Genomic DNA, 24,745 nt, shown 5'->3' with positions numbered 1-24,745 from the left:
CCGCAGGAGGCGATACACTGCGGCTCGGAGTGCTTTCATCCATGCGTCTTCTCACCCCTGTTCTTTGCGCTGCCCTGGCGCTTCCCGCTTTCAACAATTTTCCGCTCGCGGCGCAGATCGCCGCTTCGCCCGCCGCAGCCGCCGCCCCGCAAGATGCAGCGACCCGAGCCCGTGCACTGGACAAGCTGTTCGATGAGTATTGGCAGTACCAGTTGAAGGTTTCACCGGAGACCGCCACATCCGTGGGCGATCCGCGCTATAACGCGTTGTGGACGGACTATAGCGCAAACGCCTTCCATGCGGCGATGGCGCGAGAAGCAGACTTCATCACGCGCCTGGGCGTCATCGACACGACGGGCCTGCCCGAGCAACAACGCGTCTCCGCAGAACTACTGCTGCGCTCGCTGATCGACGATCAGGAAGCAGTGCGATTCAAGGAATGGGAGAATCCCGTCAGCCAGTTCAACGGCCCACACACAGGCATCCCGCAGACTATCGCGCAGATGCCCTTCGGGACCGTAAAGGATTACGACAATTACATCGCCCGTCTGAATGCCGTTCCAGCAGTCTTCGCGCAGGTTCAGGAGTCGATGAGCAGCGGCATCGATGACGGGCGCACGCAGCCCGCCTTCATCATGCAGCAGGTATTGAAGCAGGTGACCACGCTGGCCACCGCGAAGCCCGAGACAAGCCCCTTTGCATTACCGCTGACCAAATTTCCGGCAAGCATCTCGGTGGCGGAACAGAAGCGTATCCGCACCGAAGCGCTGGCCGCCATCACGGATAAGGTCATGCCCAGTTACGACCGCTTCGGCCGCTTCCTGAAGGCGCAGTACATCCCGAAGGCCCGTTCGACACCCGGTGTGTCCACCATGCCGGATGGCGCGGCGTACTACGCTTTCCTGATCCGCCGCAGTACCACAACCAATAAGACAGCGGATGAGATCCACCAGATTGGCCTCGCCGAGGTGAAGCGCGATGAGGCAGAGATGCTGGTCATCGCAAAGAAGATGGGCTTCAACGATCTGAAGACCTTTAACGCCTCCATCAAGGCAAACCCGAAGCTGCACGCGACCTCCGCACAGCAGATGGTCGACGCCTATAAGGCTCCCATCGCGCAGATGCAGGCCAAGCTGCCGGACCTCTTCGGCCGACTGCCAAAGGCCAAGCTCGAGGTTGCGACGGTACCCGCATACATGGAGAAGGAGCAGTCACAGGCCTACTACGAGCCAGGCACCGCGGACGGCTCGCGCCCCGGCAGGGTCTTCGTCAATACCTACAACTTCGCGGACCGCGGACTGGAAGGCGCCGAGGACATCGCGTACCACGAGGGTATTCCGGGACATCACCTGCAGATCGCAATCGGTCAAGAGTTGCAGGGATTTCCTGAGTTCCGCAAGAACGGCGGATATACGGCTTTCGTGGAGGGCTGGGGCCTTTACGCCGAGCACCTTGGCAAGGATGTGGGCTTCTTCCAGGATCCCTACAACGACTACGGCCGACTCGAGGCTGATATCTGGCGGGCTATTCGGCTGGTGGTGGACACAGGCGTGCACTCCAAGGGCTGGACGCGGCAACAGATGGTCGACTTCTTCCACGAACACTCCTCCGTCGACGAGACCAATATCCAGGCTGAGACGGATCGCTACATTGCATGGCCTGGACAGGCACTGGGCTACAAGATGGGCCAACTGAAGATCCTCGAACTACGGGACCGGGCAAAGGCGAAGCTGGGACCGAAGTTCAACCTGAAGACCTTCCACGACGAGGTATTGGACTCCGGCGCACTTCCCCTCGATGTACTGGAACGCCGGGTGGATGCGTGGATTGCGGCAGGCGGGCAATAGACAACTCGCGCTGCCCTGACGCTAGAGCAAGGTCAGGGCACGCGCGCTGCGCAGACGGTCTTCCAGGTGCCGCTCAAGAATCGTGATGGCGAACCGCCGTAGTTGCTGGACAGCACCACGCGCCGGCGGTTCTTCCGCAAGCAGATCGGGCAGTGGCTTTCGAAAGATGCGGGAGGCTGTGGCAATGGCCTCGGTGGGCAGCAAAACCGAGCCGCTGGGCCGAAACTTCGCAGTGAACACACCATCGCGCATGGGCGAGTAATAGACGGCTTGAGCCCGCAGCGTTTCCCCACTGATCGCGCACCGGTTCAGGTCCGGCATCCAGCCCAGCAGCCGCGTAATCCAAAGGGCAAAGTAAGTCACTGGCAGCCCAAGGTTGGTCCCCTTCAGGTGTGTCGCAGCAGCTAGCGTCAGGCGAAAAACATCGTCCTCCACAGCGTGGTCGGGCAGCGCCCCCTCCAGGACCTCCGCCATAAAGGCGAGCGCGGTAGCACGCGGATAGTCCACCGAATCCCGCAAGGGGGACCAAAGGATTTCGAATCGGTCCAGTCGTACAACGTCCTGCTTCGGCCGCTCGGCCCACTCAGCGCGCACGTACGTCATAGGTTCAAGTGCGCCGCCGAAACGCCGTAAAGAGCGCATTGCATGCCGTGCCACGCCGCGCACGACTCCCTGCTCTCGCGTGAAGACAGCGACCATCAGATCCGCCTCGCCAAACGGCCAAGTGCGTAGGACGATACCTTCGGATTGTTGAATGGTGGCGATGTTACAGTCTCCTGCCAACGCAAAGACGCGCAGCCGAAGCTGCGCGTCCGTTGAAGCTTTTCAGCGTGTTACCGCCCGAAGTGCTCGGCGTTCTTCGTCGCGAAGTCAACCCACTTGTCCGGCAGATCGTCCGCTGCATAGATGGCGCTCACGGGGCAGACCGGAACGCAGGCTCCGCAATCGATGCACTCGACCGGATCGATGAAGAGCTGATCGGCGGTGTCGTTCCCATCCTCACCCTTCTTGGGGTGGATGCAATCTACTGGGCAGGCATCGGCGCAGGCCGTGTCCTTTGTGCCGATGCAGGGTTCTGCGATGACGTATGCCATGGTGCTGTAAATCCTTTCGAGCTGAGCTTATTGTGTGGCTGCGAGTCGATCATAACAGTTATCAAACTCGGACCCATCCGGCCTTAGTTGTGCGATTTTCAAGAGCCCGCCACCGCTGCCTCGCGGCGCCGACGGAACTCTTCTGCTGTCGGGATCGGCGACAGGTTCCTTCCCGCGAACATGTCTGCAAAAATATCGCGCATCTCTCCGCCGATCAATCCGTTGTTCGCCAGAATCTCCCGCGAATCCAGCCGGAAAGGTGAACCGTCGAAGCGTGTAATCTCTCCGCCAGCCTCTTCTACCAGGAGCGATCCTGCAGCCGTGTCCCAGGGATTCAGATTGAACTCCCAGTAGCCGTCAACGCGCCCCGCAGCCGTGTAAGCCAGGTCGATTGCCGCCGCACCAGCGCGTCGCAGACCGTGCGATCGCAACGTCAATTCATGATAAAAATGCGCGTTCGGATTCTCGTGCCGCTTGTGCGACGGAAAGCCTGTCGCCAGCAGCGACTCCTGCAGCAGAGCCGTCTTCGATGTGTGAATGCGGCGCCCGTTCAGGTACGCGCCCTTGCCGCGCTCCGTGAGAAACAGCTCATCACGAAGGGGTTCATAGATGACGCCCGCCACAATGATGCCGTCCGCGTCCTCCGCCGTGCCCGGCGGCCGATGTTCCAGCCCGAGCGAAACGCAGAAATACGGAAAACCATGCGCAAAGTTGGTCGTGCCATCCAACGGATCCACGTACCAGCGATACTCCGCTTCCAGATTCTGCCGCGTGCCCTCTTCGCCGAAGATGCCGTGCTTCGGGAAGAGCGTGCGGAACCGCTCGCCGATCAATTTCTCGCTGGCCCGGTCGGCTTCCGTGACGATGTCGACATCGCCCTTGAACTCGGCTGTGACGCCTTTCTCATAGAAGTGACGCAATAGCGCACCGGCCTCGCGCGCAACTTCAGCGGCGGGAGTGGCGAAGGAAAACTGGCTTGGATCGAAGAGGCTCATGCAGGCACAGGATACGCTGCCCGCCACACGATTGGCTCGCCGTCAGCGTGCATCGGCGTAGTAGCCGGTACGGCTACGCAGTGCAAGCGACGCTGACTTGGCTGGATCCTTCAAGGAGACGCTGATCTTGCGGAAGCTTGCATCCAGACCGCGGCGGGGCGCGTAGTAGCCCAGCAGATACTGCGTTCGCAGATCATCCGACAGGTGCGCGAACGCCGTCTTCAGATCGTCCTTCTCAGTCACGTAGAAGTACTTGCCACCGGTATCCTCGGCCATCTGGATCAGCGCATGTTCGCCGCCAACATTGCGGCCTGCGTCCGCCATGATCGGCACAATGATGATGGGGTAGATGGCCGCGCCAGCGCGCTGAGCTTCGGCGATAGCTTTGGAGTAACCAATCTCTTTCTTGCTGGTGTTATCGCCGCCGTCCGTGACCAGCACCAGCACACGACGCCGCGTGGCATCAGCCCGTGACTCCGTCAATCGCTCACTCGCAACATACACCGCGTCATAGAGCGCGGTATCATCGCCCTTTGTCAGATGCCTGATGCCCTCGTCGATGCGCCGCGGATCACTGGTGAACGACACCAGTTCCTGCGAATCGTAGGAGAAGCCAATCAGATCCATCTCATCTTCTGGACGCAGTATCTGCTCGGCAAAGCGTTTCGCCGCATCGCGTTCCGTCTTGAACTGCGTGTAGACAGAGCCAGAGGTGTCGACTGCCATCACGATCGAGAGGGGCGTGCTCGCCTCGCGTTCAAAAATCGCGATCTTCTGGGAACGACCATCTTCCTTCACGATGAAATCATCCTGCGTGAGGCCGCTGACAGCGACGCCGTGCTCATCCGCAACATTGACCGGCACGTTCACCAGCCGCGTATCAACCCTCAAAATGGGAGCAGAGTCCTGCTGCGCATGCGGCTGACCCGGCAGGGCAATAAACACCGCGAGCACCGCAGCAGCTGTGATGGCAAACCTGTTCAAAGGTGATCCGCTCCAAGAAGGACGATATAACGTCTTCATTCTCTTGGACTATGACGGGATAGCAGACGTAAGCGGCTACAACTCGCCGGTTGCGGGCGCAACAATCTCCGGTGGAAATGGCTCGCCATCCGGCCACACCGCACCGTCAACAAAGACCTCTTTCTTCCAGATCGGCACCTGCTTCTTCAAAGTGTCGATGAGCCATCGGCAGGCTTCGAACGTGACGCCCCGGTGAGCAGACGCTACCGCAATCAGGATGCTCGTCTCACCTACCTCAAGCTTACCCAGCCGATGCACAATCGCAACATCACGCACACCGAACTTTTCGACCGCTTCTGCTGCGAGATCCTGCATCTGCTCGAGCGCCATGGTGTCGTAGGCCGAGTAATCGAGATACAGAGTCTGCCGCCCGCGCGTATTATTACGCACGATGCCGTCGAAGACTGTCACTGCGCCGTCTTCGCCGGCTTTCAGAGTGTCTGTGATTGCCTTGGTGTCGATGATGTCGTGTGTAAGTTCAATCTGCATCGCTGCTTCAGGATAACCGCTGAGATCCACCACTCACAGGTGGTAGCAGCGCCACTTCGTCGTCGTCCAGCAGAACATGCTCACGCGGAACGTACTCCCGGTTGACGGCAACCGCGATGCGCGACCAAATCGCCTGAAGATCCTCCCGCGAGCGTTCCTGGAAGTACACCAGCAGATCTGCGACAGTCGTCAAGTCAGGAACTTCGACGATCTCTGAAACGCCGATGGCCTCACGCAAGACCCCGAAACAAAGCACGTTCACCCGCATAAGTTCCAGCATAACCGCTGAGTCGAGGCCGAAAGCACTCACCGATTGGTTGGCGGCCGATTCGCAGCTACCTTCTTTGCAGCTTTCTTCGCGCTCTGCTTGCCCGGCGACTTCTTCGCGGCCTTCTCTTGAGCAGCATGGTATTTCGAGAGCAGAGTATGGCCTTTTGCCGCGAGCTTGTGCGCGGCACTCATGGTCTTCGGCACCGGCTCACCCCATGCGTGGGCGCTGAGCGCAAGACGTGTCGGTTCGCCCTTGGCATTCAACATCGGTCCGCGAGGATTGGTGAACATCCGCGTCAGAAACGACCCCTTGCGGTGCATCTTCTCCGGTGTGTCGGCGGCGCCGGTCACACCTGCCTTCAGATGTGATCCCTCAGTCTTCGCATAGTACGCACGACCCCCAGCCGTGAGGCCACCCTTCGGATTGCGGCCTGACTTTGGCATGGACTTACTCGCAGCTTTCTTGACGGCCATTCGTTGCCTCCTGCACATGGGAGTGACATTCGTGAAAAAACGTTTGTGTGTGTTTCGGGAGAAAGCGAGCTCTTTGCGCGGAGTCCACAACTGCGCAAGGCTCGCTGCATAGCAACAAAAAGCATAACGAGCGCCGATGTCCGATCGGCGCTCGCTGTGTGCTGTCTTCCTGCTTCTTTATGCGGCGGTTGTGATCAGTTCCTCACGAAGCTGCTCGTCCTGTGCCGCGTCCTTCAGCGTGTGCGGAAGGGCGACGGCAAGTACGTCCTCGATGCGCGAAGCGTAGTGGATCGTAATGCCCTCGATCTGGTCGGCCGTGAGGTCCTCGTCCACGTTCGCCTTCACATCGATCGGCAGAATCACGTCCTTTACACCGGCGCGCTTGGCGGCAAGAAACTTCTCCTTGATACCGCCGACCGGCAGCACATTGCCGCTCAGCGTGATCTCACCGGTCATCGCCAGCAAAGGCCGGACGGGCCTGTCGGTGAGGAGGCTCACGAGAGCTGTCGCCATTGTCACACCCGCCGAAGGTCCATCCTTCGGAATGGCGCCTGCCGGAACATGCACGTGGATGTCGAGCTCCTCGAAGACCTTCTCGTCAATGCCGAGCATCTCCGCATTCGATCGAATCCATGTGTACGCCGCGTGCACGCTCTCCTTCATCACGTCGCCCAGCTGTCCCGTGCGATCGAGCTTCCCTTTGCCCTTCATCTTATTGGCTTCGATGAACAGTACGTCACCACCAACAGGAGTCCATGCAAGTCCCACGGCAACACCGCTGCGCTTTGTGCGCTCCGCGATCTCTGTATCCACCCGGACCTTGTAACCACCAAGGAACTGGTGAATGATCTCGTCGGTCACGATCAACGGTTCCGTGCTACCTTCCGCGATGCGGCGGGCCTGCTTGCGGCAGACCGTACCGATCAACTGCTCGAGCTTGCGCACACCGGCTTCCCGCGTGTAGTGCCGGGCAATGATGCCCAGTGACTCCTTCGGGAAGATGATCCGCGGCTCGCCCGCAACGGGCTCCGGCAACTGCGATTCCGGGACGCCACCCTCCTTATGCTTCGCTTCATCCTTCGGCGCTGTGACAGGCTCGATGCCGTTTTCACGAATCTGCCGCGGCACAAGATACCGCTCCGCGATGTTGACCTTCTCTTCTTCGGTGTAACCCGTCAGTTCGATGATCTCCATGCGGTCCAGTAGCGGCGCGGGAATCGGATCAAGCTGGTTCGCTGTGCAGATGAAGAGCACCTTCGACAGATCGAACGGCTGATCCAGGTAGTTATCGCGGAACGTGCCGTTCTGCGCAGGATCCAGCGTCTCCAGCAGGGCCGATGCAGGGTCGCCACGGAAGTCGCGGCCCAGTTTGTCGATCTCGTCCAGCATGAAGACAGGATCGTTCGTCTCCACACGCTTCAAGTTCTGGATGATCTGCCCGGGCATCGCGCCGATGTACGTGCGACGATGTCCACGGATCTCCGCCTCATCATGCATGCCCCCCAGCGAGATGCGCGCAAACTTGCGGCCAAGAGCGCGTGCGATGCTCTTACCCAGCGAAGTTTTACCCACACCAGGAGGTCCAACGAAACATAGGATCGGCCCCTTCATATCCGGCTTGAGGCGACGGACAGACAGGTAGTCGAGGATGCGGTCCTTCACCTTCTGCAGACCGTAGTGGTCTTCGTCGAGGAAGTCCGAAGCCTCCTTGATGTCGACTTCCTTACCGCTGGATTTTGCCCACGGCAACGCTGCAAGCCACTCGATATAGGTCCGCGCCATGCCGTAATCCGGCTGCGCAGGGTTCATACGCTGAAGACGATTCAGCTCCTTCAGAGCCTCCTTCTTCGTATCCTCCGGCATGCCGGCGGCTTCGATCTTTTCGCGCAACTCCGTGATGTGTTTGTTGGAGTCGTCGCCCTCACCAAGTTCCTTGCTGATGGCCTTCATCTGCTCGCGCAGGTAGTACTCGCGCTGCGACTGCTGCACCGCGTCCTGCACCTCGTTCTGGATCTTGGAGCGCAGTTGCTGCACCTCAAGCTCCTTCACCAGGTGCTGGTTCAGGCGCTCCATGCGTGCGGCGACATCCGTGGTCTCCAGCAGATCCTGCTTATCGACGGTGGTGAGGAATGGCAAGGACGAACTGACGAAGTCGGCAAGCCGACCCGGCTCCTCGATGTTGAGCGCGATGGTCTGCAGATCATCGGATAGAGTCGGCGAAGCGGTGACGACCTGCTGGAACTGCGATACGACGTTGCGCTGCAAAGCCTCGAGTTCCGGAGTCTTACCCGGGTCGACGTCAGGGATGGTCTCGTAGTTTGCCGTGAGGAAAGGCGTGCTTTGCTCGAACTCACCCAGCTTGATGCGCTCCGTGCCTTCCGTGAAGACGAAGAGCGACTGGTTCGGCATCTTCACGACCTTGTGAATGGTCGCGAGCGTTCCGTACTGGTGCAGCTCGTTCGATTCGGGTGAGTCCTGGCGAGCATCACGCTGCGCAACGACGAGAATCGTCTTCTCCTCGCCCAGCGACTGAATGAGTTGAATGGAGCTGTCGCGGCCAACGGTCAGCGGCAGAACGGCGTGGGGAAACAGCACGGTGTCGCGCACCGGCAGAACGGGCAGAGCGCGTGTGCTGCGCTTACGGTCCGGATCAGAGGCGGTGGGCTGAATCACGCTGACGAAATCGTTTGGCATTTGTGAGTGTCCTTCCATCAGATATTCACACATCTGATGCATCAAGTCACGACCGGATTCAAGCAAACTTATGCGCCCCGGCGCACGCTGATCGTCATGCAGCCGACCTGTAACGATGGATGCCCACGACGATTCCCGCGCCGCTCGCCCGAGAGACCATTTCCACTCGACGCACGTCGGCGGACGGGATTGCTCCCATCCGCCGCCCACGCAGGTTCCAAGATGTAAGGAAATGTGTAGCTTAGGAACTCTGAGGATAGGAGAGCGAATGCGCGGCGTAGCGCCCAAGTTCAGTCACATGAGCACAAACCGGGCGAAGCGTTTCCAGGATGCGGTCAGCTGCAGCCGGTTCCGGCAGGCGCAGGTCCACGAAGAAGATGTATTCCCACGGTTTGCCGGGAACAGGCCGCGATTCGATCCGGGTGAGGTCGGCTCCCTCGGCGGCGAGACGGCGCAGCGCTTCCACCAGTGACCCCGGTCGGTGGCGCAGGTCGAAGGCAAGGCTCAGCTTGTCGATCGCAGCTCCCACGGGACGTAGGCGCTCGGCGTCTTCAGGCCTGGCCAGCAGAAAGAAGCGGGTGAAGTTTAGCGGATCGTCTTCCAGGTCGCGCGCCAGGATATCCGCGCCGTAGACATGAGCGGCGTGCGGCGCGGCGATAGCTGCCGCGTCCTTTTGCCGTGTTGCCATTAAGTGCTTTACGGCACCGGCCGTGTCGTAGAACGGAACGGCCTGCACCCCGGGATGCCGCGCGAAGAAACGACGGCACTGGGAGAGCGCTACGGGGTGAGACAGCACCCGGCGGACATCCGACAAGACAATTCCAGGCACTGTCATGAGCGCATGGCGAATACGGAGCGACAGCTCTGCGACGATCACCACACCATGCTGGAGTACGAGATCCGAGTGGTCTGCCACGGCACCGTGCAGGCTGTTCTCAATCGGTAAAACTGCAGCATCCGCCTCGTGGGTGCGTGCGAGCTTTTCAAACACCTCCACGGATAACGCACAGGGCACCAGAGAAACCTTGCCCAACATTTGTTCCGTTGCCATGTGACTGTTCGATCCGGGCTCACCCTGAATAGCAATTTTCACGACGGTGGTTTATCTCCTGACGTTGCTTGCACGACACACTTTGCCCACGGTCTCCGGGGGCTCAGCAGACTTCGAATGTTTTTGGAAAAAAGTACAACCTAGTAAGTTTACGCGGCAACTATGTTGGTGTGACTGTAAACGTCACACATTTGAACGCCCCGGCCGGAGGCCAGGGCATCTGGAGAGAAACGATGCTTTGGACTATTACCGTCATCCTGCTGGTGTTGTGGCTTGTTGGTCTCGTAAGTGGAACCACCCTGGGTGGTTGGATTCACATCCTGATCGTGCTTGCCATCATCTCGCTGATCTTTAACCTGATCAGCGGCCGCCGCGCACTTTGAGCGCAAGTCAAATTGATCCGGTTACGACAAGGCCACTCACTCGAGAGTGGCCTTTGTCATTCGAGCGAGTGACCATTGCCTCGTGACACGGCATCAAAGTAAGTGTGAGTGAAGCAGCGTGAAACAGGACGCTGCCGGGAGGAACACTATGGATAGCGATCAGATCAAAGGCAAACTTCAGAATGCATTCGGCAAAGTAGAAGAGACCGTGGGCAAGGCAGTGGGCAGCAATGATCTGCAGAATGCTGGCGCTGAGGACCGGCTGAAGGGCGGCGCAAAAGAAACGTGGGGCAATGCGAAGGATACGGCTCGTGAAGTGCGCGATACCGCAAAGACTGACGCCGCGGTGCATGCCGATCACGCCACCGCTGAAGGTGAGTCTCTGCGGAGCCGCATCGTAAATGGTGCGGAGAATCTCAAAGACTCGATCAATGCAAAGCTGGACAACGCAAAGACCAACGAAGAGTACAAACGCGAAGAGATTCGACGCACTGCATAGCTCTTAGCAGTCCATTGGAAAAAGAAGGCCCGCAGTGGTGCGGGCCTTCTTGTGCGTGCGTGCCTTCTTATCGCACAGGTACAACGGACAAGTCGCGCGCATGGAGCATTACTGCCGCCGCGACGGCACAGAAAAAGACCACGGAAATCACACCATTGAGCGTGAAGAACGCAGCGTTCATGCGCCGCAGATCTGTGGGTGAGATCAAGCTATGCTCATACAGCAGCAGCATGGCAACGATCGCAGCACCGGCGAAGGCGATCGGTCCGAGATGAAAGAGCGCGACCAGCCACACCAGCAGGCAAAGCATCACCACATGCATCGTTCGCGCCAGGAGAAATGCTCCCTGGAGACCGAAGGCCTGCGGGACGGAATTGAGTCCATTCGCGCGATCGTGGTCGAAGTCCTGGCACGCATAGAGGACATCGAAGCCCGCCACCCACAGCAGCACGGCACCGGTGAGTACGATGATGCGAGGATCCAGGCTACCGCGCACGGCGATCCAGGCGGCCGAAGGTGCAATGCCAAGCGCCAGCCCAAGCACCAGGTGCGACCAGCGCGTGATGCGTTTCATGTAGCTATAGGACAGAACAACGGCGATGGCGATGGGGCTCAGTAACAGCGTCAGGTGATTTAAGTCTGCAGCGGCCACCACAAAGATGCCGATGGAGATCAACGTAAACGCAGCAACAAAGCTCTTGGTCAGCAGGCCCGCAGGAATGGCGCGGGTCGCCGTACGCGGGTTGATACTGTCGATCTCCGCATCCACCAGCCGATTAAAGGCCATCGCCGCCGTTCGCAGCGAGACCATGCAAACTACGACCAGCGACAGTGTCTGCCATCGAGGCCACCCGCCCGCAGCGAGCACGACACCAGTGAGAGCGAAGGGCAGCGCAAAGACGGAGTGCTCCCACTTGATCATCTCAAGCGTGATGCGCGTGTTGCGAAGCGTGTTGGAAAGAAAAGCGGCCATACACTTTCAAGTGTATGGCCGTCATGCGTCCCTGTCGCTAGAAGCTATTTGTCTTCGCTCGGCTTCGCGACCTGGAGATTGTTTGTGACGCTGAAAGCGCCGCTCACGCCGCGGGCGCGAATGTTGGCAACGTCCTTGTCAGCTTCGGTATCCACCACTCCGGTCAGCGTGATGTTGCCGTTGACAACCGTGATCCGGATGGGCTTCGCCGGGTCAATCGCATAGCGCTGCAGCGACGGGAAGCCGTAGATGGCTCGTGCTGCTTCCAGGCGAATGCGATCGTCGTTCGGAGACAGAGGCGCGACCTCAATATTGTCGATGACATCCCGCACGCCGGGATAGTGTTCAACCAGCGAGATCGCGGAATCCTTGTCATAGGGGCCATAGGCCACGCCGCCCAGCGTGACCACGCCGTTCTGTACACCAATGGTGAAGCTATTGAATGCGGTGGTGCCGTAGCCCACGCGGTCGTAGGCCAGTTTCTCCGCCAACTTGTCGCGCAGATCCGTATCCGGCAACTCACCCGCCGGAACGGTGATCATATTGCGAACCGCAAGCACGCCTTTTTTGTGGTGGATCTTATGCTCAGCGTCTTCCTTGGTCGCATAGACATCGACATTGCCAGTGAGGGTCACAATGCCGTTCTTGACCACAGCGTGAACGGCCGTGAAGCGCTTGTTGTCCAGCGACTTCTGCACTTCAGCCTGGATCTGTGCGTCAGGCACCTTGTCCTGAGCGCGCAGCGGCAGCACGGGAATTACAGTCGATACCGCAAGCGCTGCAAGCACGCACCTACCTACGAATTTTGTGCTCAATGGTCTTCTCCGTACCGGGCCGTCGGTCATCGCACTCCGCTCCAACTTCCCTGTAGATGTTAGATGGAGCCGACGAGAGAACGATAGCAGAAGCTGGATTCTCCGGCCCGCCAAGACCCTTCGACGACAGGCGTCTCCAAGTCCTTCGAGGCGGCGCCGTGAAGTCATTTGCTCACGAAAATACCGAGTCGCACTTACTTATAGCGTTTACGTATTTTGTAGACCATCGAGAAGACACCATTTTCATCACGAGTCGCAACAATCGATTTGTTGTCGCTCAATTGGTACTGCAGCTGGATCAATTGCTGAGCCGACGAGTTCACATTGGTCGCGAAGGTGACTGTCACCTGACGCGTCAATTGCTGCTCCACCGTGATGCGCGCCGACGATGTACCCAGCGTTCCGACGTAGGCAGGGTCGATCTTGACCTTCCCTGCACCGCCAAACAGCTTGTTTACGCGGTTTGACACTGTAGCGTTCAGGGCACCGCCAAGCAGCGCGTTCGTAGTCGGATCCTGCCCCTGCTGCTGTAGCTGCTGCGTGTTCAATGCAGCCTCTTCCTGGGTGCGGCCCAGGGCCAGCAGGTTAAAGATGTCGGCTTGCGACAACGGCGGTTCCGACCGGTACGTCAGCTTGAAGTTCTTCGACGTCCCATGCACACCGATGGTGACGTCATAGTTCTCCACGCGTGCCGTAGCGTCCAGGTCGATCACGGGATCGATTCGGATCGGGTTATTGAAGTAGATCTGGCCACGTTGCAACTGGTATTGCGTGCTTGCGAAGGTAGCCGAACCATCGTTGATGGTGACCTTGCCCAGAATCGTGGGCGTAGCCAATGTTCCCCGGACCGACAGATCAACTGTGCCCGCGATATGCGCGTAGCTGTTCTGGAAGTCAAGCGCAGGCGACGATTGCACCCGAATGTTGAGACCGATCTTGTTCAGCAGCGAGTCGGGATCGGGCGGCGGCGACACGTCACCGGCGCTACCTGCGACCGAGGCAAAGTCGAAAGTCTCCGCCAGGCCGAAGCGCGTAATCAGTACGTTGCCGCCGAGCGTAGCGCCGTCACCGGAACCCTGCAGACGTACGGTTGCATTCATGGTGGCAGAGACGCCGTAGTAACGCACACGCACAGCCGTCGCAGTCGCAGTCAGATCGGCGAAAAGGCCATTGCGGAACTGGACGAATCCGCCAACCTTGATACGGCCGCCACCTGACGTCGCGGTGATGTTATCCATCACCAGGCGGTCATCTGTGAAGCTCGCTGTTCCCGTAATGTTCGAAAGCCCGTTTGGTACCTGGTCATAGGCCAGGTTCGTGTTGCTGAAGACGACCTTTCCGCCTAGATTCGGCTTCGCTGTCGTACCGGTTGCCGTCACATTCAGGTCGATTTTTCCAGAGGCCACGATCTGCGGATTCAGGCGGTGCGCGATCGCGACATCCAGCGCGCCGCTTGCCTGGGCATTAATCGTGCCGCCCTGTGGCAGCGGCTTACCGTCGGCCGAGAACACCTGGACGGAGCCTGATGCCTTCAGGTCCGTCTCGGGGCCCGTGATGTGGAAGTTCTCAAGGCGCGCCATACCGTTGCTGAGTGTTGCCCGGACGGGCTCGACCGAAGCAAACTGCAGTCCCTGCGTCTTGATCTGCAGGGGGTTCACGACCAGCGAACCATTCAGCTTCGCAGGCTGCTTTGCCGGTCCTGTGACGTTGAGCTCTCCCGCGATCACCGAGCTGGCGTCGAAGTTTGAGCCGGTAAGCTTCAGCACGGGAGCGACGTCAAGATTGCTGAATGTCGCGTGCGCCGTCATCGGGTAGTCGCCCGCGAGCTGCACCTGTCCGTTGACGTCAAGCTTTGTCGACAGCAGATCGCTGTGCGCAGTCAGGAAGACGTTATCGCGTTCGCTGTGAACGTCTGCCGTCAACTGGCCAATAGCTTGCTTGTTATAGGTCGCGCCCGCAAGGGCAAGATGAGCCGTAAGTCCCGGCTGCTCCACCGTGCCATTTGCGTCCGCCGTAAAGGTAAGCACGCCATCGACGGGCGTCCCGGACTTTTTCACTGCCAGCAGGTTCGACAGTCGAACATCATTTCCTTGCAGATGCGCATGCAGGTGTTTCGACGTTAGGTTATAGCCGCCGTTTCCGCTGACCTCAACGCCCTGTCCCTTCACATCCAGCGAACTGGCGGTGATCTCTTGCCCACGCACGGAAACGGTCGCGTTTACCGCGTCGTACGGCTGGTCATACGCCACACCGTTGCGCAGCGACACCGTACCGTCGCCCGTTAGATTGCCGAAGGTTCCAATAACATTCGCATTGACGTTGATGATGCCGGTGACGGGCAAAGTGCCCTGTCCGGCGATCTCAAGTACATCGTGGATCTGCGCCTCAGCCAGGCCGACCTTCATATTGACCTGTGCTGCATCGTCGAACTCATAGGACACGACGCCACGCTTCACGATGCGATGAGGCTTGACCGCGCCGGAGACGTTCAATACAGCAGTGCCGCGATGGATCGTGGAACTCGCAACGGTCACACCGGACGCGGAGTATTCGGCATCGGCAACGACGGAGTCGATTGCGATATCGCCGGCGCTGCCGAGATGAGCCTGCAGTTGGTTCGCCTGCAAATGCCCCTTGACATCGAGATTCTTAATCGGTCCGGAGGCCGTCCCCTGGAAGTGTGCGTCACCATGCAGCACAACAGGCAGAGCGGCACTGCCCTTCTTGCCGTTGCTCTCATAACCAACAGCGTTCAGGACCGAATCAAATTCGCTGAGATCGCGGAAGTCAGCGATCAGGTTCAGCTTGGTCAACGGATCGCCGGTGCTGACACCAAGCGTGCCGGTGGCTTGCACGTTACTGGCTGGCGTGTGCGCTTCCACCTTCTCGATGTCGACCGTCTCATTTGAGCCGTGATACGTCGCCTTTACCGTTCCGTTGACTGGAATGTTCTGTGCAGCACCACGACGGTGTAGGTTTTGTGGTGCCAACTTCAGGTCGGCATTCACCACGACTGAGCTGGCAATATCGCTCGCCGTGCCACCCCACTCGACATGCACGGGGCCGTTCACGGCTGTATCGATACCAAGGTCGGTGTAGTGGGCCGGCTCGGTAATCTCGTTGATGGTTCGCAACGAAATATTCCCCAGACGCACGTCGACGTAGGCGTGGGCTCGACCAACGGTGTCGATCGCAAGACTACCCGTAGCAGGCGCCTTCGCATTGGCGATCTGGGCAGTTGCATTTACGGTCTTCTGGCCCGCCACGATCGTAGCGGATGTTTGCGCAGAATCGGTCGGCACTTCGCCAAGCCAGTTGTGGATGCGCATGTCACCCGCGATGGTCCCGCCTGCGGGAAGGTTCAGCGCGATGGCGTTGAAAAGCAGCTCTGTTGGCGACACACGCAGCGAGGCGCCGCCGTTGACGTCGCGGATATTCACGTACTGATCGCGATATCCAACCTGGTGCAGCTTGGCATTGCCGGCAAGCAGATAGCCCTTTTCGCACTCAGGACTGGGAGGAAGAGTCTTCGTGCTGCCGGGATTCTTATCAGGATGGCGACGCTGCCAGAACCGCGGCTGCTTCTGCGCGACTTGCGGAGCCACTGCGCAGGAGTGCCCCGAGATATCGAGGTCAACCGTGCCGGATGTCAAGCCCGGGAAGCCACTCAGGACAGAGATCTGCGGCACCTCGACATTGCCCTTCAGCGAGACGTTCCAGACCGGGTTATCGAAGTTTTCAATGTGAGCATTGCCGTCCAGGTGCGACGTCTTGCCGGTATCGAAGGAGAAGTTTTGCAAGCTGATGAGCTTGCGGCCTACTTCCGCCTTGATCTGCAGGCGCGACTGAGCTTCGGGCATCTGCTGCATCTTTGTGCGCAGATCGCTGATGCCAATGTCGATGCCGTAATGATCGAGCTTGGTGATGTAACGCACGTTCACGCCGAGGTCACGCGCAGCGAGATCAAACGGGATCGCCTTGTCATTCATCAGAACGACGCCATTCGCCAGTTCAACTTTCGATGCCTGCAGGTCCAGCAGCGTATCAAGAACCGGTTCGTTGCTTGTACTCTTCGTCTTTGGGACCGGCTGATTGGTCGAGCCGTCCTTGTTGATGATGAGATGGATCTGCGGCTTATCCACATGCAACAGCGACAGCGTGATGTACTTCATCGCGCCCTTGGAATCTGTCGCATGCGAGAACAGGCTCTTCAGCGTTACGCGCACAAGAATACGATCCGCCGACAGATAAGGCGCTTGGTCCGGCCCTTCGAGACCATGAATCACGAGACCATCTGCCTCAACGGCAAGGTGCATCAGGTTGAACTGCACCTTTGTCAGATCAACCTTGCCGCCGGTCGCGTCTTCGAGCGTTGAAATAAGCGTCGTGCGAACGCGATTTTGAAAATCCTGCGTCGTGGAGTAGAAGCCAAGACCTACGACCAGCAAGACCAGCAGCAGCGCAAGAGATCCAACGACCCACGCGACGATACGCAGGGCGCTGCGCCTCTTGGCCGCCGTTGGTGTGGTGTCTTTCCGCTCGTCATTCGGCGGCGTATTTGCGTCCAGCAAAGCCATCAGGGCGCCTCGACACCTTTCTGCATCATGCGTACATGCCCGCTGTCACGCAGGGTCTTGAGCCACTGATCCAACAGGGCGCTGACCTCTTGCTGCAACAGCACCTCTTCAATGCGATCCCGGACGGAATCCAGCGGAGGCGCAGTCGCCTTTTGCTTCGCATACTCCGGCAGCATGGTGGTGTTGTAAAAGTCTTCAATCTGCTTGTCGTTGATACGGACACCGTTACGGAACCGCTGCTCGATGAAGTGCAGCACGCTCTCGCGTTGGCGCAGGCGATCACGAAGTTCTTCCTCGGTGAATCCTGCCTTCGTAAGGAAGTCTTTCCAGCCAGCATCGCTGGCGCAGTCGGCATGCGAGCAGGCTGGTAGATCCTTGCGAAGATCGCTCTCGTCCTTGCTGATCTGCTCGTCGGTCACCGGCGTAGCAGGATAGCCGGCCTGCTGTTGCTCGATGAGTGTTCGGTCGATCAGCCGTGTGATCGCCTGCTCACGAAGGGGCTTCGTGCTGTCCGAAGCATAGGGATAGAGCTTCGTGAAACGCTCTTCCTCCTCCACATCGCTCTCAAGGACCAGATCTCCATTGACGATGGCGACGATGCGATCGACCACGTCCCCCCGCTCCACAGGTAGCTTGTGCGCGTCCGCTGTTGCCTGCTCCTTGGTTGCGGGCTTGCCCTGTTCCGCGGACTTTGGAGCGACTTTCTGCGCTTGAAGTGAAAGGACGCAGAGGCTCAACGCCGCCAGGGTGGTGGCAGTGCGTGCGGCGCCGGTGATTAGCAGTGGTCTGCGCATGGTTAGAAGCTCTGTCCGATGGAGAAGAAGAACTGGAAGCGGCCACCCTGCCCGACGTGGTGGTTTGGAGTGGACTGCGTGTAATCGTCGATGACCGGATAGATGGGCGGATTCAGGTTGTAGGCTGCATCCACGCGAATGGGACCTACCGGAGTGTTGTATCGCGCTCCCAATCCCACGGCGTGTGAGAAATACGCAAAGTCGCAAGTCCCGACGGTCGTGAAGCCAGTCACCTGCCTGCAGCTCTGCTTATTAGGCTGATTGAAGCGCGCGATGGATTTGAACATGTCGCCGGGATGCAGGAAGACATTACCCATGTCATGGAAGACCACGAACGAGACGCTGTCACCGACGATGGGCAGCGTCGGTGGAGGCATGCGCAATTCAAAGGTGTTAATCAGCGCCGCCGATCCACCCACCGGGAAGCCAGTTGTAAGATCGCGTGGGCCCGCCTGGTTGATGCCGAAGCCGCGGTGCGATGTGGCGCCGCCGGCATAGAGCCGCTCCGGCAGCGGGATGGCATTGCACGATGCGTTAGTGGTCAGCAGAACTCCCTCGCAGCCGAAGATGCCTGCATTCGGATTCGTCCCGGACTGTGTCTCAACGCCGATGCGCGTGTTGCGCGCGAAGGTGTACTTCCGCTTCTTACCCCACGAGTAGTACGTGGAGTAGGTTGCGTCGATCTTGTTGAAGTTCGTCTGTGAACCGAACACACTGTTCGCCAGGAAGTCAGTCAACGAAAGATACATGCCCTTCGTTGCATCCAGCGGCGATGGACTGCGTGTGTCATGGAACCATGTGAAACCGGGCCCACCCACACGAACAGGCTGTGAGAGTAGCGGAATCAGGTTGGCCGTGACCTGCAAACTGTTCTGATCGACCGACACCCGGCGATACGTGAAGTCATAGATGAAGGTGTCTGTCTTCGGCACCTTCTGCGTCAGACGGAAAAGTCCTTGCAACGTGCTCGCCTTGAAAGTCGAGATGTTCTGCACGTTGGAGTAACCGCCGCTGAACTGCAGCGAAAGGTTCTTATTCGAGAGGAACTTCGGCACATTGTAAGTAGCCGTAGCGACCCGCTCCAACAGGCCATACGTCGTGTGAAAGGTGATGGACTGGTCGGTACCAAACAAATTGATGCGCGTAGCATCCGCCGATACGCGGAACGAGGCACCGGCTTTTCCCTCAGGTGTGCAGCTTGACCCGGTACCGCCCAGCGACTGCTGCGCGCGGCAGTTGGTCTGGGGTGTTGAAAGCTGCGACTCAAAGCCCGCGCCATAGGTCACATCCCAACGCTTCGCCTCGGTCAGCTGCACCAGGACATTCTTGCGATCGGCGAGCCCCTCGGGATTCTGTACTGCTACGTTGGCCTCATTGAAAAGCGCAAGGTCGTAGTAACGTCGCTGCATCTCCACCAGGGCTGACTCGTCAAGCGGATCCCCCGCCTTCAGCAGCAACTGGTCGTTCACCAGCTTTTCCCGAACATGATGTCTTCCAGAGATCAGGACGCGATCCACAGCAACCTGTTCGCCTTCCGTGACCAGGTACGTGATGTCGGTGATCGTCGGATCGTCTTTGTGGGGCGTCTGCTTGACCTCGACCTTGGCCTGATCAAAACCCTTCGAGAGATAGGCCTGCAGAATGTTGTCGCGATCATTGGATACATTGGCCAACGCGAAGGGCTGAGCCTTCTCAGCGGTGATCAACGCCTTCATCGCGTCGGCACGTTCCGGCTTTTCGCCGGTCAGGGTGACTTCGCCAAACTTCTGCTGCACACCCTCTTCAATGGTGATATTCACCGTGATGGTGGCGATCTTCTTGTCCGTAGCGCCTTTGACTTCCTTGCTGGTGATCTTGACCTTATTGAAACCGTTGGCGCGATACAGCGACGTGATAGAGTCGACGTCGTTCGACAGCAAGACGGGCGAGAAGCGGCCATTGCGAACATAGGCATCCGCTTTAACCACCTGCATGCGTTCCTTGATGTTGTCGGTTTCAAAATACTTGTTGCCAGTGATGTTGACCGCAACAACCCTGTACTTCTTCCCCTGGTTGGCGTGGAATGTAACGGTCTCAGTCAGAGTGCTGGATGGCGGTAACGGTGTGCCGTCTGCTGCATAGGTCGGTGTGTCCGGCACACCCTGCACCTGCGGCGTCACGTCCGCGTCGAAGTAGCCTTGCCGCTGCAGAAATTCGCGAATGTTATGCGCACCCTCGTTCAGAAGATCGTTGTCAACCGCACCCTCTTCATAGATGGGCAACAACTTCTTGCGCCGCGCATTGGAAACCTTCGTGCCCTCGATGGCAACTTTTACGATCGGTCCCTGGTTCGCACGAAACGTGTAGTCGAGCTGTTTGCGATCAGGCGCATACTCGCTCTTCTCAAGAGCGACAGCGGCTTCTAACCGCTCTTTCTTCTGGTAAAACGTGCGCATATTCGCAAGCGCGTTGCCGGTCGTGTTGTTCGTGACCTTGTTCTTTGACTTGAAGACGAACAGAGTCTTGTTGACCTCTTTCAACTTGCCGCGCTTACGGAACTCGTCGACCGCAATGCCCGGATCGCCAGTCAGATTCACTTTGCCCACAGTGGCATTCGGACCGATGTTGATCGAATAGATCACGTCGACCTGCTTTCCGTCCGGCAGGTGCTCCGTAGAGGAATGAATTAGCGGCTGATAGTAGCCATTGCGCGCCAGCGTCTGACGGATGCCGTCCTCACCTGTTTTCACCTGCGCGTTCGTAAAAGGCAGACCCGGCTGTAATTCTGTTGAGGCTTCAACCAGCGACATCAGGCGTTCCGCCTTCACGCCCTGAATCCGCACGCGACCGATAAAAAAGCGTGATGTGCCTTCAAAGGTCAGCGTAACGCCGCCGTCGCCCCCCGCCGTGCTGCGCACCTGGATGTCGCGATAGAGCCCCGTCAGGAAGAGCCTGCGTGTGGCCGCGCGAATCTTTGCGGGATCGATCGTATCGCCGGGCTTGATGCCAAGTTCCTCCGGCAGCGGGTCGCCTTCGGCGTAGACCACACCCTCGAAGTTGATCGCGGTCAGCTTCTTCCCTCGGAGACCGAAGAGGCCTGACGTGGCACTGTCTGCCACCTGGCCTGCCTTGACTGCCTGCTGCTCAGCGTCCGTCTGTGCTGCGGCACCTGCGGTGGACCCTGCAGTGCTGGCCCCTACGCCGATGGCGCCGGCCGCACCCGTCAATGATCCGTTCGATGTGCCTGTCGCGGGTGCCTGGGGTGTGACGCCCGGTTGTGTGGGTGTGGCAGACGCGGGGGTGTTCGCACCACTGGACGGTTGGCCATTGGGCTCCTGCGCATGAGTCATCGCAGTGGCACACGCAAGTGTGGCAGCGAGCAGAACGCTCCCACCCACTCGAACAAACTGTTCCCGACCGATCTGCGCCTTCGCCCTGTGCTTCCCTGCCGCCAACGTCGTATGCCCCTGCCTGTTATGTGCCGACGGATCGCCAGCGGATATTTGTGCGGGGTGTGGACACATCCACTTGTGGCCCCAGGGCACCTTGGTATGAAGCGGTTGGATGCGCGAACCACGGGATGGGTTCGCTCAGGTTGCTCGCCCAGTGTAAGTCTTGCCCTCGTACACTAATGCTGATCAAGGAGATGCGCGTGAGCGTTGATGTCATCGAACTTGCAGATCGTGCTGACGCCCCGAAGATCGGCTCCGGCGATGACCGCTACTCCCGGCAGCGGCTCTTTCCTTTCATTGGCGAGGAAGGCCAGCGCAGGCTCGCGAACTCGCATGTCGCCCTGGTTGGATGCGGCGCCACCGGTGCTGCCTCCGCTGGCCTGTTGGCCCGCGCGGGCGTTGGCCATCTCACAATCATTGACCGCGATTTCGTTGAGCCTTCGAACCTGCAGCGGCAGATGCTCTTCACGGAAGACGACGCGCGCGAGGCTCTGCCAAAGGCCGAGGCGGCACGTCGCCGCCTGCTGACCATCAACAGCGAAGTCACCGTTACGGCACATATAGCTGACCTGACGCCTGCGAACGCGCTCACCTTGCTGGGTGGTGCGGGCGTGATCCTGGATGCTACAGACAACTTCGAAACCCGCTACCTGCTCAATGACTACGCCGTGAAAACGGGCACTCCCTGGATCTATGCGGCAGCCATCGGGTCCTATGCAGCCACCATGAACATTCTGCCAGTAGGCGAGCACCGCACGGCGTGCCTGGCATGCATCTTTCCAGAGCCTCCGGCAGGCACCGTGGAGACCTGCGATACCGCCGGAATTCTGAACACTGCGGTGAATGTCGCCGCATCGCTGCAGTCGACAGAAGCGATCAAGCTCTTGACGGGCCAACCTGCAGCCATGCGACGGACTCTGCTTTCCATGGACCTGTGGACGGGCGAGCATTCCGAGGTCTCCGCGGCCAGGCCGAGACCAGCATGCACCGTCTGTGGGCTGCGGGAATTTCCTCACCTTGCCGGCGAGGGCCGCCCCCACATCACCATGTGCGGGCGCAACTCAGTACAGATCCACGAACACAATCGCCCGGTGGATTTTGCCACGCTCGCGGACCGCTTGCGGCCGCTGGGGGAGGTGCGCTGGAACAGCCTGATGCTGCGCTTCCTTTATGGCGTGTACACGCTCTCTGTCTTCGCGGACGGACGAACCGTCGTTCAGGGTACCTCTGAGGTCCCGCGAGCGCGCGCCCTGTATGCACGTTTCATCGGCAGTTAAAGCTTTCGTTCTCTGTAAGTCGGGAACTCCTTGCCCGTAGTGGGAAAGAAACGCCTGTCTGCGCGACAAAAGTTATGTCTGAGAGACAACCTAAGGCTCCTCAATTTCTTCACATCAGCTACGCATCTACTACGTCTCGACGTTACGACGCCGCGGTCCTGTATTCTTGGGTACAGCCTGCGGTCTTTCATTGGACAGACGACGCGCCATACCGGCGCGTCAGACCGGAGTGCTATGGAACTTCAGGGCTACGGAATGACACAAAACAACTCGACGCCGCCCGCAGGTCACTTCAAACGGAATCCTCCGATTGCAGGTGAGGCGGACGCACTGGAGCGCGCCAAAAATGGCGATCCAGACGCATTTTCGAAGCTCTATGCATTGCATAAGCGCCGCGTGTACACGCTGTGTCTGCGCATGCTCGGCAACGTCTCTGAGGCAGAGGACATGACGCAGGAAGCTTTCCTGCACCTCTACCGCAAGCTTGGATCCTTCCGAGGCGAGAGCGCCTTCTCCACCTGGCTGCACCGCCTCACGGTCAACCTCGTGCTGATGCACCTCCGCAAGAAGGGCCTGCAACTGGTTTCACTCGAAGAGACGATTAATCCTTCGGAAGAGGACGCACCAAAGCGGGACTTCGGGTCGCGCGATCCGCGCCTCTCCGGCTCCGTAGACCGTGTCGCCCTGGAACGTGCTGTTGCAACGCTGCCCCCGGGCTATCGCCTTGTCTTCGTGCTGCATGACGTCGAAGGTTACGAGCACAACGAAATCGCCGGCATGCTTGAGTGCTCGACCGGCAACAGCAAATCGCAGTTGCATAAGGCGCGACTAAAGCTGCGAGAGATTTTGCGGCAGAACGAACAAGCCGCCTTGGTGGAGTCGAAATAATGCCGGACTATGAAGAAAAGCGCTGGACTTGCGCGGAGTTCGAAAAGGAACTACCAGAGTTGTTCGAACGCGCCGATGGCGGAAAGCTGAGCGCAGATCCGCGCTTCGCCGAAATCCTTCGCGACTGCCCGCAGGCAGCGGAACTGGTGCGCGATCTGGAGTACATCGCGGAAACCGCGCGCATGCTGATGGAGCCGGAAGGCGAAGTGCCGAGTCATGACCTCTGGGCAAAGATCGAACGAGAGATCGAGATCACACCCAAGGACGACACCATTCAGTAAAGCCTCAGACCTATAGAAAGGGCGGGCCTTCGGGTCCGCCTTTTTTTAATGCGATCGCTTGCCTTGCGCTCAAGGACGGGTGTAATCTGCCCGTCAGAGATGTCGCAGACCTTCCAGACCGTTTGCTTTACCTACCGCTACTGGTATCCAGTGGCGGCGACGGCGGTTCCTGCGACCTTTACGCACCAGTAGTAAGCGCAAAGAGACGCTCGATCCTCCTGAGCCGCGTCCCCCAAAGGGCGCGGCTTTTCTCTTTCTAAACGCACCACGACACCGCATTACCTGAGACCATCATGACGAGCATGCTTGCCGACCCCACCACCGAAAGCCCCATCCCCGCCGCGCCCCTTTCCGCCGATCGCATCGTGCTGACCGGCTTTATGGGCGCAGGTAAAAGCACCGTTGGCCGCCTGTTGGCAGCAGAACTCGGCTGGCAGTTCGCCGACGTGGATGCCGAGGTCGAGCAACGTTACGGTTCGAGCATCTCCCAGATCTTCCTTGAGGTCGGTGAGGCAGAGTTTCGCAAGCGCGAGTCTGCCGCCATCGCACGCGTCCTTGGCCGTCGCAACATTGTCATTGCGCTCGGCGGCGGCGCCCCGGAGACACTGACGAACCGCCTTCTGCTGGAGCAGACCTCGCGCACCGCCGTGGTTCTTCTGGATGCACCCTTCGAGGTGCTCTTCGATCGATGCGTCCTCCAAGAAGGCGCCGCCGTTCGTCCCCTCCTGCTGGACGCCCAGTTAGCTGCAGAGCGCTTTCGCCTGCGGGCGCCCGTCTACCGCCGCTGCGCCAAGCACCTGGTCGACACAGCCGACCAGCAGCCGCAGCAGACTGTGGCTGCCGTGCTGAAGCTGCTCCGCGCCTAAGACATATCGAAACACCTGCCTGCG

General features: G+C 59.1%; 21 protein-coding genes. 7 read left to right on the top strand and 14 right to left on the bottom strand.

The window, feature by feature from the left end:
* The first annotated feature begins 41 nt into the window (after positions 1 to 41).
* Positions 42 to 1,847 carry a DUF885 domain-containing protein gene (locus BLW03_RS16570; protein WP_074656086.1) on the top strand — a complete coding sequence of 602 codons (1,806 nt, stop codon included), beginning with the start codon at positions 42 to 44 and terminating at the stop codon, positions 1,845 to 1,847.
* Between the two features lie 21 nt (positions 1,848 to 1,868).
* Here the strand turns inward: BLW03_RS16570 and recO are convergent, their stop codons facing one another.
* The 9 genes from recO to BLW03_RS16525 form a co-directional block, all read right to left on the bottom strand.
* Complete coding sequence (gene recO, locus BLW03_RS16565) at positions 1,869 to 2,630, bottom strand: DNA repair protein RecO (RefSeq protein WP_348270848.1); 762 nt, start codon at positions 2,628 to 2,630, stop codon at positions 1,869 to 1,871.
* 50 nt (positions 2,631 to 2,680) lie between these two features.
* Positions 2,681 to 2,941, bottom strand: coding sequence for a 4Fe-4S dicluster domain-containing protein (locus BLW03_RS16560; RefSeq protein ID WP_074655150.1), 261 nt, complete (start codon positions 2,939 to 2,941; stop codon positions 2,681 to 2,683).
* 98 nt (positions 2,942 to 3,039) lie between these two features.
* Positions 3,040 to 3,936 carry an inositol monophosphatase family protein gene (locus tag BLW03_RS16555; RefSeq protein ID WP_074655149.1) on the bottom strand — a complete coding sequence of 299 codons (897 nt, stop codon included), beginning with the start codon at positions 3,934 to 3,936 and terminating at the stop codon, positions 3,040 to 3,042.
* Positions 3,937 to 3,978: 42 nt separating this feature from the next.
* On the bottom strand, positions 3,979 to 4,920 hold the full coding sequence (locus tag BLW03_RS16550) for a VWA domain-containing protein (RefSeq protein ID WP_074655148.1): 942 nt from the start codon (positions 4,918 to 4,920) through the stop codon (positions 3,979 to 3,981).
* A gap of 75 nt (positions 4,921 to 4,995) precedes the next feature.
* Positions 4,996 to 5,448, bottom strand: a complete 453-nt coding sequence (locus BLW03_RS16545; protein WP_074655147.1) for a molybdenum cofactor biosynthesis protein MoaE — start codon at positions 5,446 to 5,448, stop codon at positions 4,996 to 4,998.
* A 7-nt stretch (positions 5,449 to 5,455) separates the two neighbouring features.
* Positions 5,456 to 5,728 carry a MoaD/ThiS family protein gene (locus BLW03_RS16540; protein WP_139285231.1) on the bottom strand — a complete coding sequence of 91 codons (273 nt, stop codon included), beginning with the start codon at positions 5,726 to 5,728 and terminating at the stop codon, positions 5,456 to 5,458.
* Positions 5,729 to 5,754: 26 nt separating this feature from the next.
* Positions 5,755 to 6,192, bottom strand: coding sequence for a DUF6321 domain-containing protein (locus BLW03_RS20910; protein ID WP_212733219.1), 438 nt, complete (start codon positions 6,190 to 6,192; stop codon positions 5,755 to 5,757).
* A gap of 177 nt (positions 6,193 to 6,369) precedes the next feature.
* Entirely contained in the window at positions 6,370 to 8,886 is a 2,517-nt protein-coding gene (lon, locus tag BLW03_RS16530) for an endopeptidase La (RefSeq protein WP_074655146.1), read from the bottom strand.
* Between the two features lie 241 nt (positions 8,887 to 9,127).
* Positions 9,128 to 9,979 (bottom strand): prephenate dehydratase, encoded by an 852-nt coding sequence (locus BLW03_RS16525; protein WP_074655145.1) that lies wholly within the window; start codon positions 9,977 to 9,979, stop codon positions 9,128 to 9,130.
* Positions 9,980 to 10,170: 191 nt separating this feature from the next.
* On the opposite strand from BLW03_RS16525, the gene BLW03_RS20485 reads away from it, so the two are divergent.
* Together BLW03_RS20485 and BLW03_RS16520 are read left to right on the top strand one after the other, a co-directional pair.
* Positions 10,171 to 10,320 (top strand): lmo0937 family membrane protein, encoded by a 150-nt coding sequence (locus tag BLW03_RS20485; protein WP_139285230.1) that lies wholly within the window; start codon positions 10,171 to 10,173, stop codon positions 10,318 to 10,320.
* A gap of 148 nt (positions 10,321 to 10,468) precedes the next feature.
* Positions 10,469 to 10,819 carry a CsbD family protein gene (locus tag BLW03_RS16520; protein ID WP_074655144.1) on the top strand — a complete coding sequence of 117 codons (351 nt, stop codon included), beginning with the start codon at positions 10,469 to 10,471 and terminating at the stop codon, positions 10,817 to 10,819.
* Positions 10,820 to 10,886: 67 nt separating this feature from the next.
* On the opposite strand, the gene BLW03_RS16515 is transcribed toward BLW03_RS16520, so the two are convergent.
* From BLW03_RS16515 to BLW03_RS16495, 5 genes are all read right to left on the bottom strand, one after another.
* Positions 10,887 to 11,792 (bottom strand): UbiA-like polyprenyltransferase, encoded by a 906-nt coding sequence (locus BLW03_RS16515; RefSeq protein WP_074655143.1) that lies wholly within the window; start codon positions 11,790 to 11,792, stop codon positions 10,887 to 10,889.
* 44 nt (positions 11,793 to 11,836) lie between these two features.
* Positions 11,837 to 12,580, bottom strand: a complete 744-nt coding sequence (locus BLW03_RS16510) for a BON domain-containing protein (RefSeq protein ID WP_244502126.1) — start codon at positions 12,578 to 12,580, stop codon at positions 11,837 to 11,839.
* Positions 12,581 to 12,801: 221 nt separating this feature from the next.
* Positions 12,802 to 17,184 (bottom strand): translocation/assembly module TamB domain-containing protein, encoded by a 4,383-nt coding sequence (locus BLW03_RS16505; RefSeq protein ID WP_074655141.1) that lies wholly within the window; start codon positions 17,182 to 17,184, stop codon positions 12,802 to 12,804.
* The gene (locus BLW03_RS16500) at positions 17,184 to 17,978 is read right to left on the bottom strand and encodes a peptidylprolyl isomerase (RefSeq protein ID WP_074655140.1); all 795 of its coding nucleotides are present in this window, start codon (positions 17,976 to 17,978) and stop codon (positions 17,184 to 17,186) included. Before BLW03_RS16500 ends, BLW03_RS16505 begins: the two co-directional genes overlap by 1 nt.
* Before the next feature lie 2 nt (positions 17,979 to 17,980).
* Positions 17,981 to 21,355: a POTRA domain-containing protein gene (locus BLW03_RS16495; RefSeq protein ID WP_244502125.1), complete on the bottom strand. Its 3,375-nt coding sequence runs from the start codon at positions 21,353 to 21,355 to the stop codon at positions 17,981 to 17,983.
* Between the two features lie 254 nt (positions 21,356 to 21,609).
* Here BLW03_RS16495 and BLW03_RS16490 point away from each other — a divergent pair, with 254 nt between their 5' ends.
* The 4 genes from BLW03_RS16490 to BLW03_RS16475 all read left to right on the top strand — a co-directional run bounded on the left by BLW03_RS16490 (position 21,610) and on the right by BLW03_RS16475 (position 24,721).
* A complete protein-coding gene (locus BLW03_RS16490; RefSeq protein ID WP_244502124.1) occupies positions 21,610 to 22,686 on the top strand; it encodes a ThiF family adenylyltransferase in 1,077 nt (358 codons plus the stop codon).
* Positions 22,687 to 22,920: 234 nt separating this feature from the next.
* Positions 22,921 to 23,574 carry an RNA polymerase sigma factor gene (locus BLW03_RS16485; RefSeq protein WP_074655139.1) on the top strand — a complete coding sequence of 218 codons (654 nt, stop codon included), beginning with the start codon at positions 22,921 to 22,923 and terminating at the stop codon, positions 23,572 to 23,574.
* Positions 23,574 to 23,855, top strand: coding sequence for a hypothetical protein (locus tag BLW03_RS16480; protein WP_074655138.1), 282 nt, complete (start codon positions 23,574 to 23,576; stop codon positions 23,853 to 23,855). Before BLW03_RS16485 ends, BLW03_RS16480 begins: the two co-directional genes overlap by 1 nt.
* A gap of 293 nt (positions 23,856 to 24,148) precedes the next feature.
* Entirely contained in the window at positions 24,149 to 24,721 is a 573-nt protein-coding gene (locus BLW03_RS16475; protein WP_074655137.1) for a shikimate kinase, read from the top strand.
* The last annotated feature ends 24 nt before the right edge of the window (positions 24,722 to 24,745 follow it).

Source organism: Terriglobus roseus (assembly GCF_900105625.1).
In the GTDB taxonomy this organism is placed as follows: Bacteria; Acidobacteriota; Terriglobia; order Terriglobales; family Acidobacteriaceae; genus Terriglobus; species Terriglobus roseus_B.
The sequence above is the reverse complement of the archived record's forward strand: the minus strand, read 5'-3'. Positions and strand labels throughout refer to the sequence as shown.

What these genes read in the sequence shown, in the direction of transcription:
- lon (WP_074655146.1), bottom strand. Translation starts at nt 8,886, where the DNA reads ATGCCAAACGATTTCGTCAGCGTGATTCAGCCCACCGCCTCTGATCCG.
- BLW03_RS16560 (WP_074655150.1), bottom strand. Translation starts at nt 2,941, where the DNA reads ATGGCATACGTCATCGCAGAACCCTGCATCGGCACAAAGGACACGGCC.
- BLW03_RS16570 (WP_074656086.1), top strand. Translation starts at nt 42, where the DNA reads ATGCGTCTTCTCACCCCTGTTCTTTGCGCTGCCCTGGCGCTTCCCGCT.
- BLW03_RS16505 (WP_074655141.1), bottom strand. Translation starts at nt 17,184, where the DNA reads ATGGCTTTGCTGGACGCAAATACGCCGCCGAATGACGAGCGGAAAGAC.
- BLW03_RS16480 (WP_074655138.1), top strand. Translation starts at nt 23,574, where the DNA reads ATGCCGGACTATGAAGAAAAGCGCTGGACTTGCGCGGAGTTCGAAAAG.
- BLW03_RS16500 (WP_074655140.1), bottom strand. Translation starts at nt 17,978, where the DNA reads ATGCGCAGACCACTGCTAATCACCGGCGCCGCACGCACTGCCACCACC.
- BLW03_RS16520 (WP_074655144.1), top strand. Translation starts at nt 10,469, where the DNA reads ATGGATAGCGATCAGATCAAAGGCAAACTTCAGAATGCATTCGGCAAA.
- BLW03_RS16545 (WP_074655147.1), bottom strand. Translation starts at nt 5,448, where the DNA reads ATGCAGATTGAACTTACACACGACATCATCGACACCAAGGCAATCACA.
- BLW03_RS16540 (WP_139285231.1), bottom strand. Translation starts at nt 5,728, where the DNA reads ATGCTGGAACTTATGCGGGTGAACGTGCTTTGTTTCGGGGTCTTGCGT.
- BLW03_RS16515 (WP_074655143.1), bottom strand. Translation starts at nt 11,792, where the DNA reads ATGGCCGCTTTTCTTTCCAACACGCTTCGCAACACGCGCATCACGCTT.
- BLW03_RS20485 (WP_139285230.1), top strand. Translation starts at nt 10,171, where the DNA reads ATGCTTTGGACTATTACCGTCATCCTGCTGGTGTTGTGGCTTGTTGGT.
- BLW03_RS16555 (WP_074655149.1), bottom strand. Translation starts at nt 3,936, where the DNA reads ATGAGCCTCTTCGATCCAAGCCAGTTTTCCTTCGCCACTCCCGCCGCT.
- BLW03_RS16475 (WP_074655137.1), top strand. Translation starts at nt 24,149, where the DNA reads ATGACGAGCATGCTTGCCGACCCCACCACCGAAAGCCCCATCCCCGCC.
- BLW03_RS16485 (WP_074655139.1), top strand. Translation starts at nt 22,921, where the DNA reads ATGGAACTTCAGGGCTACGGAATGACACAAAACAACTCGACGCCGCCC.
- BLW03_RS20910 (WP_212733219.1), bottom strand. Translation starts at nt 6,192, where the DNA reads ATGGCCGTCAAGAAAGCTGCGAGTAAGTCCATGCCAAAGTCAGGCCGC.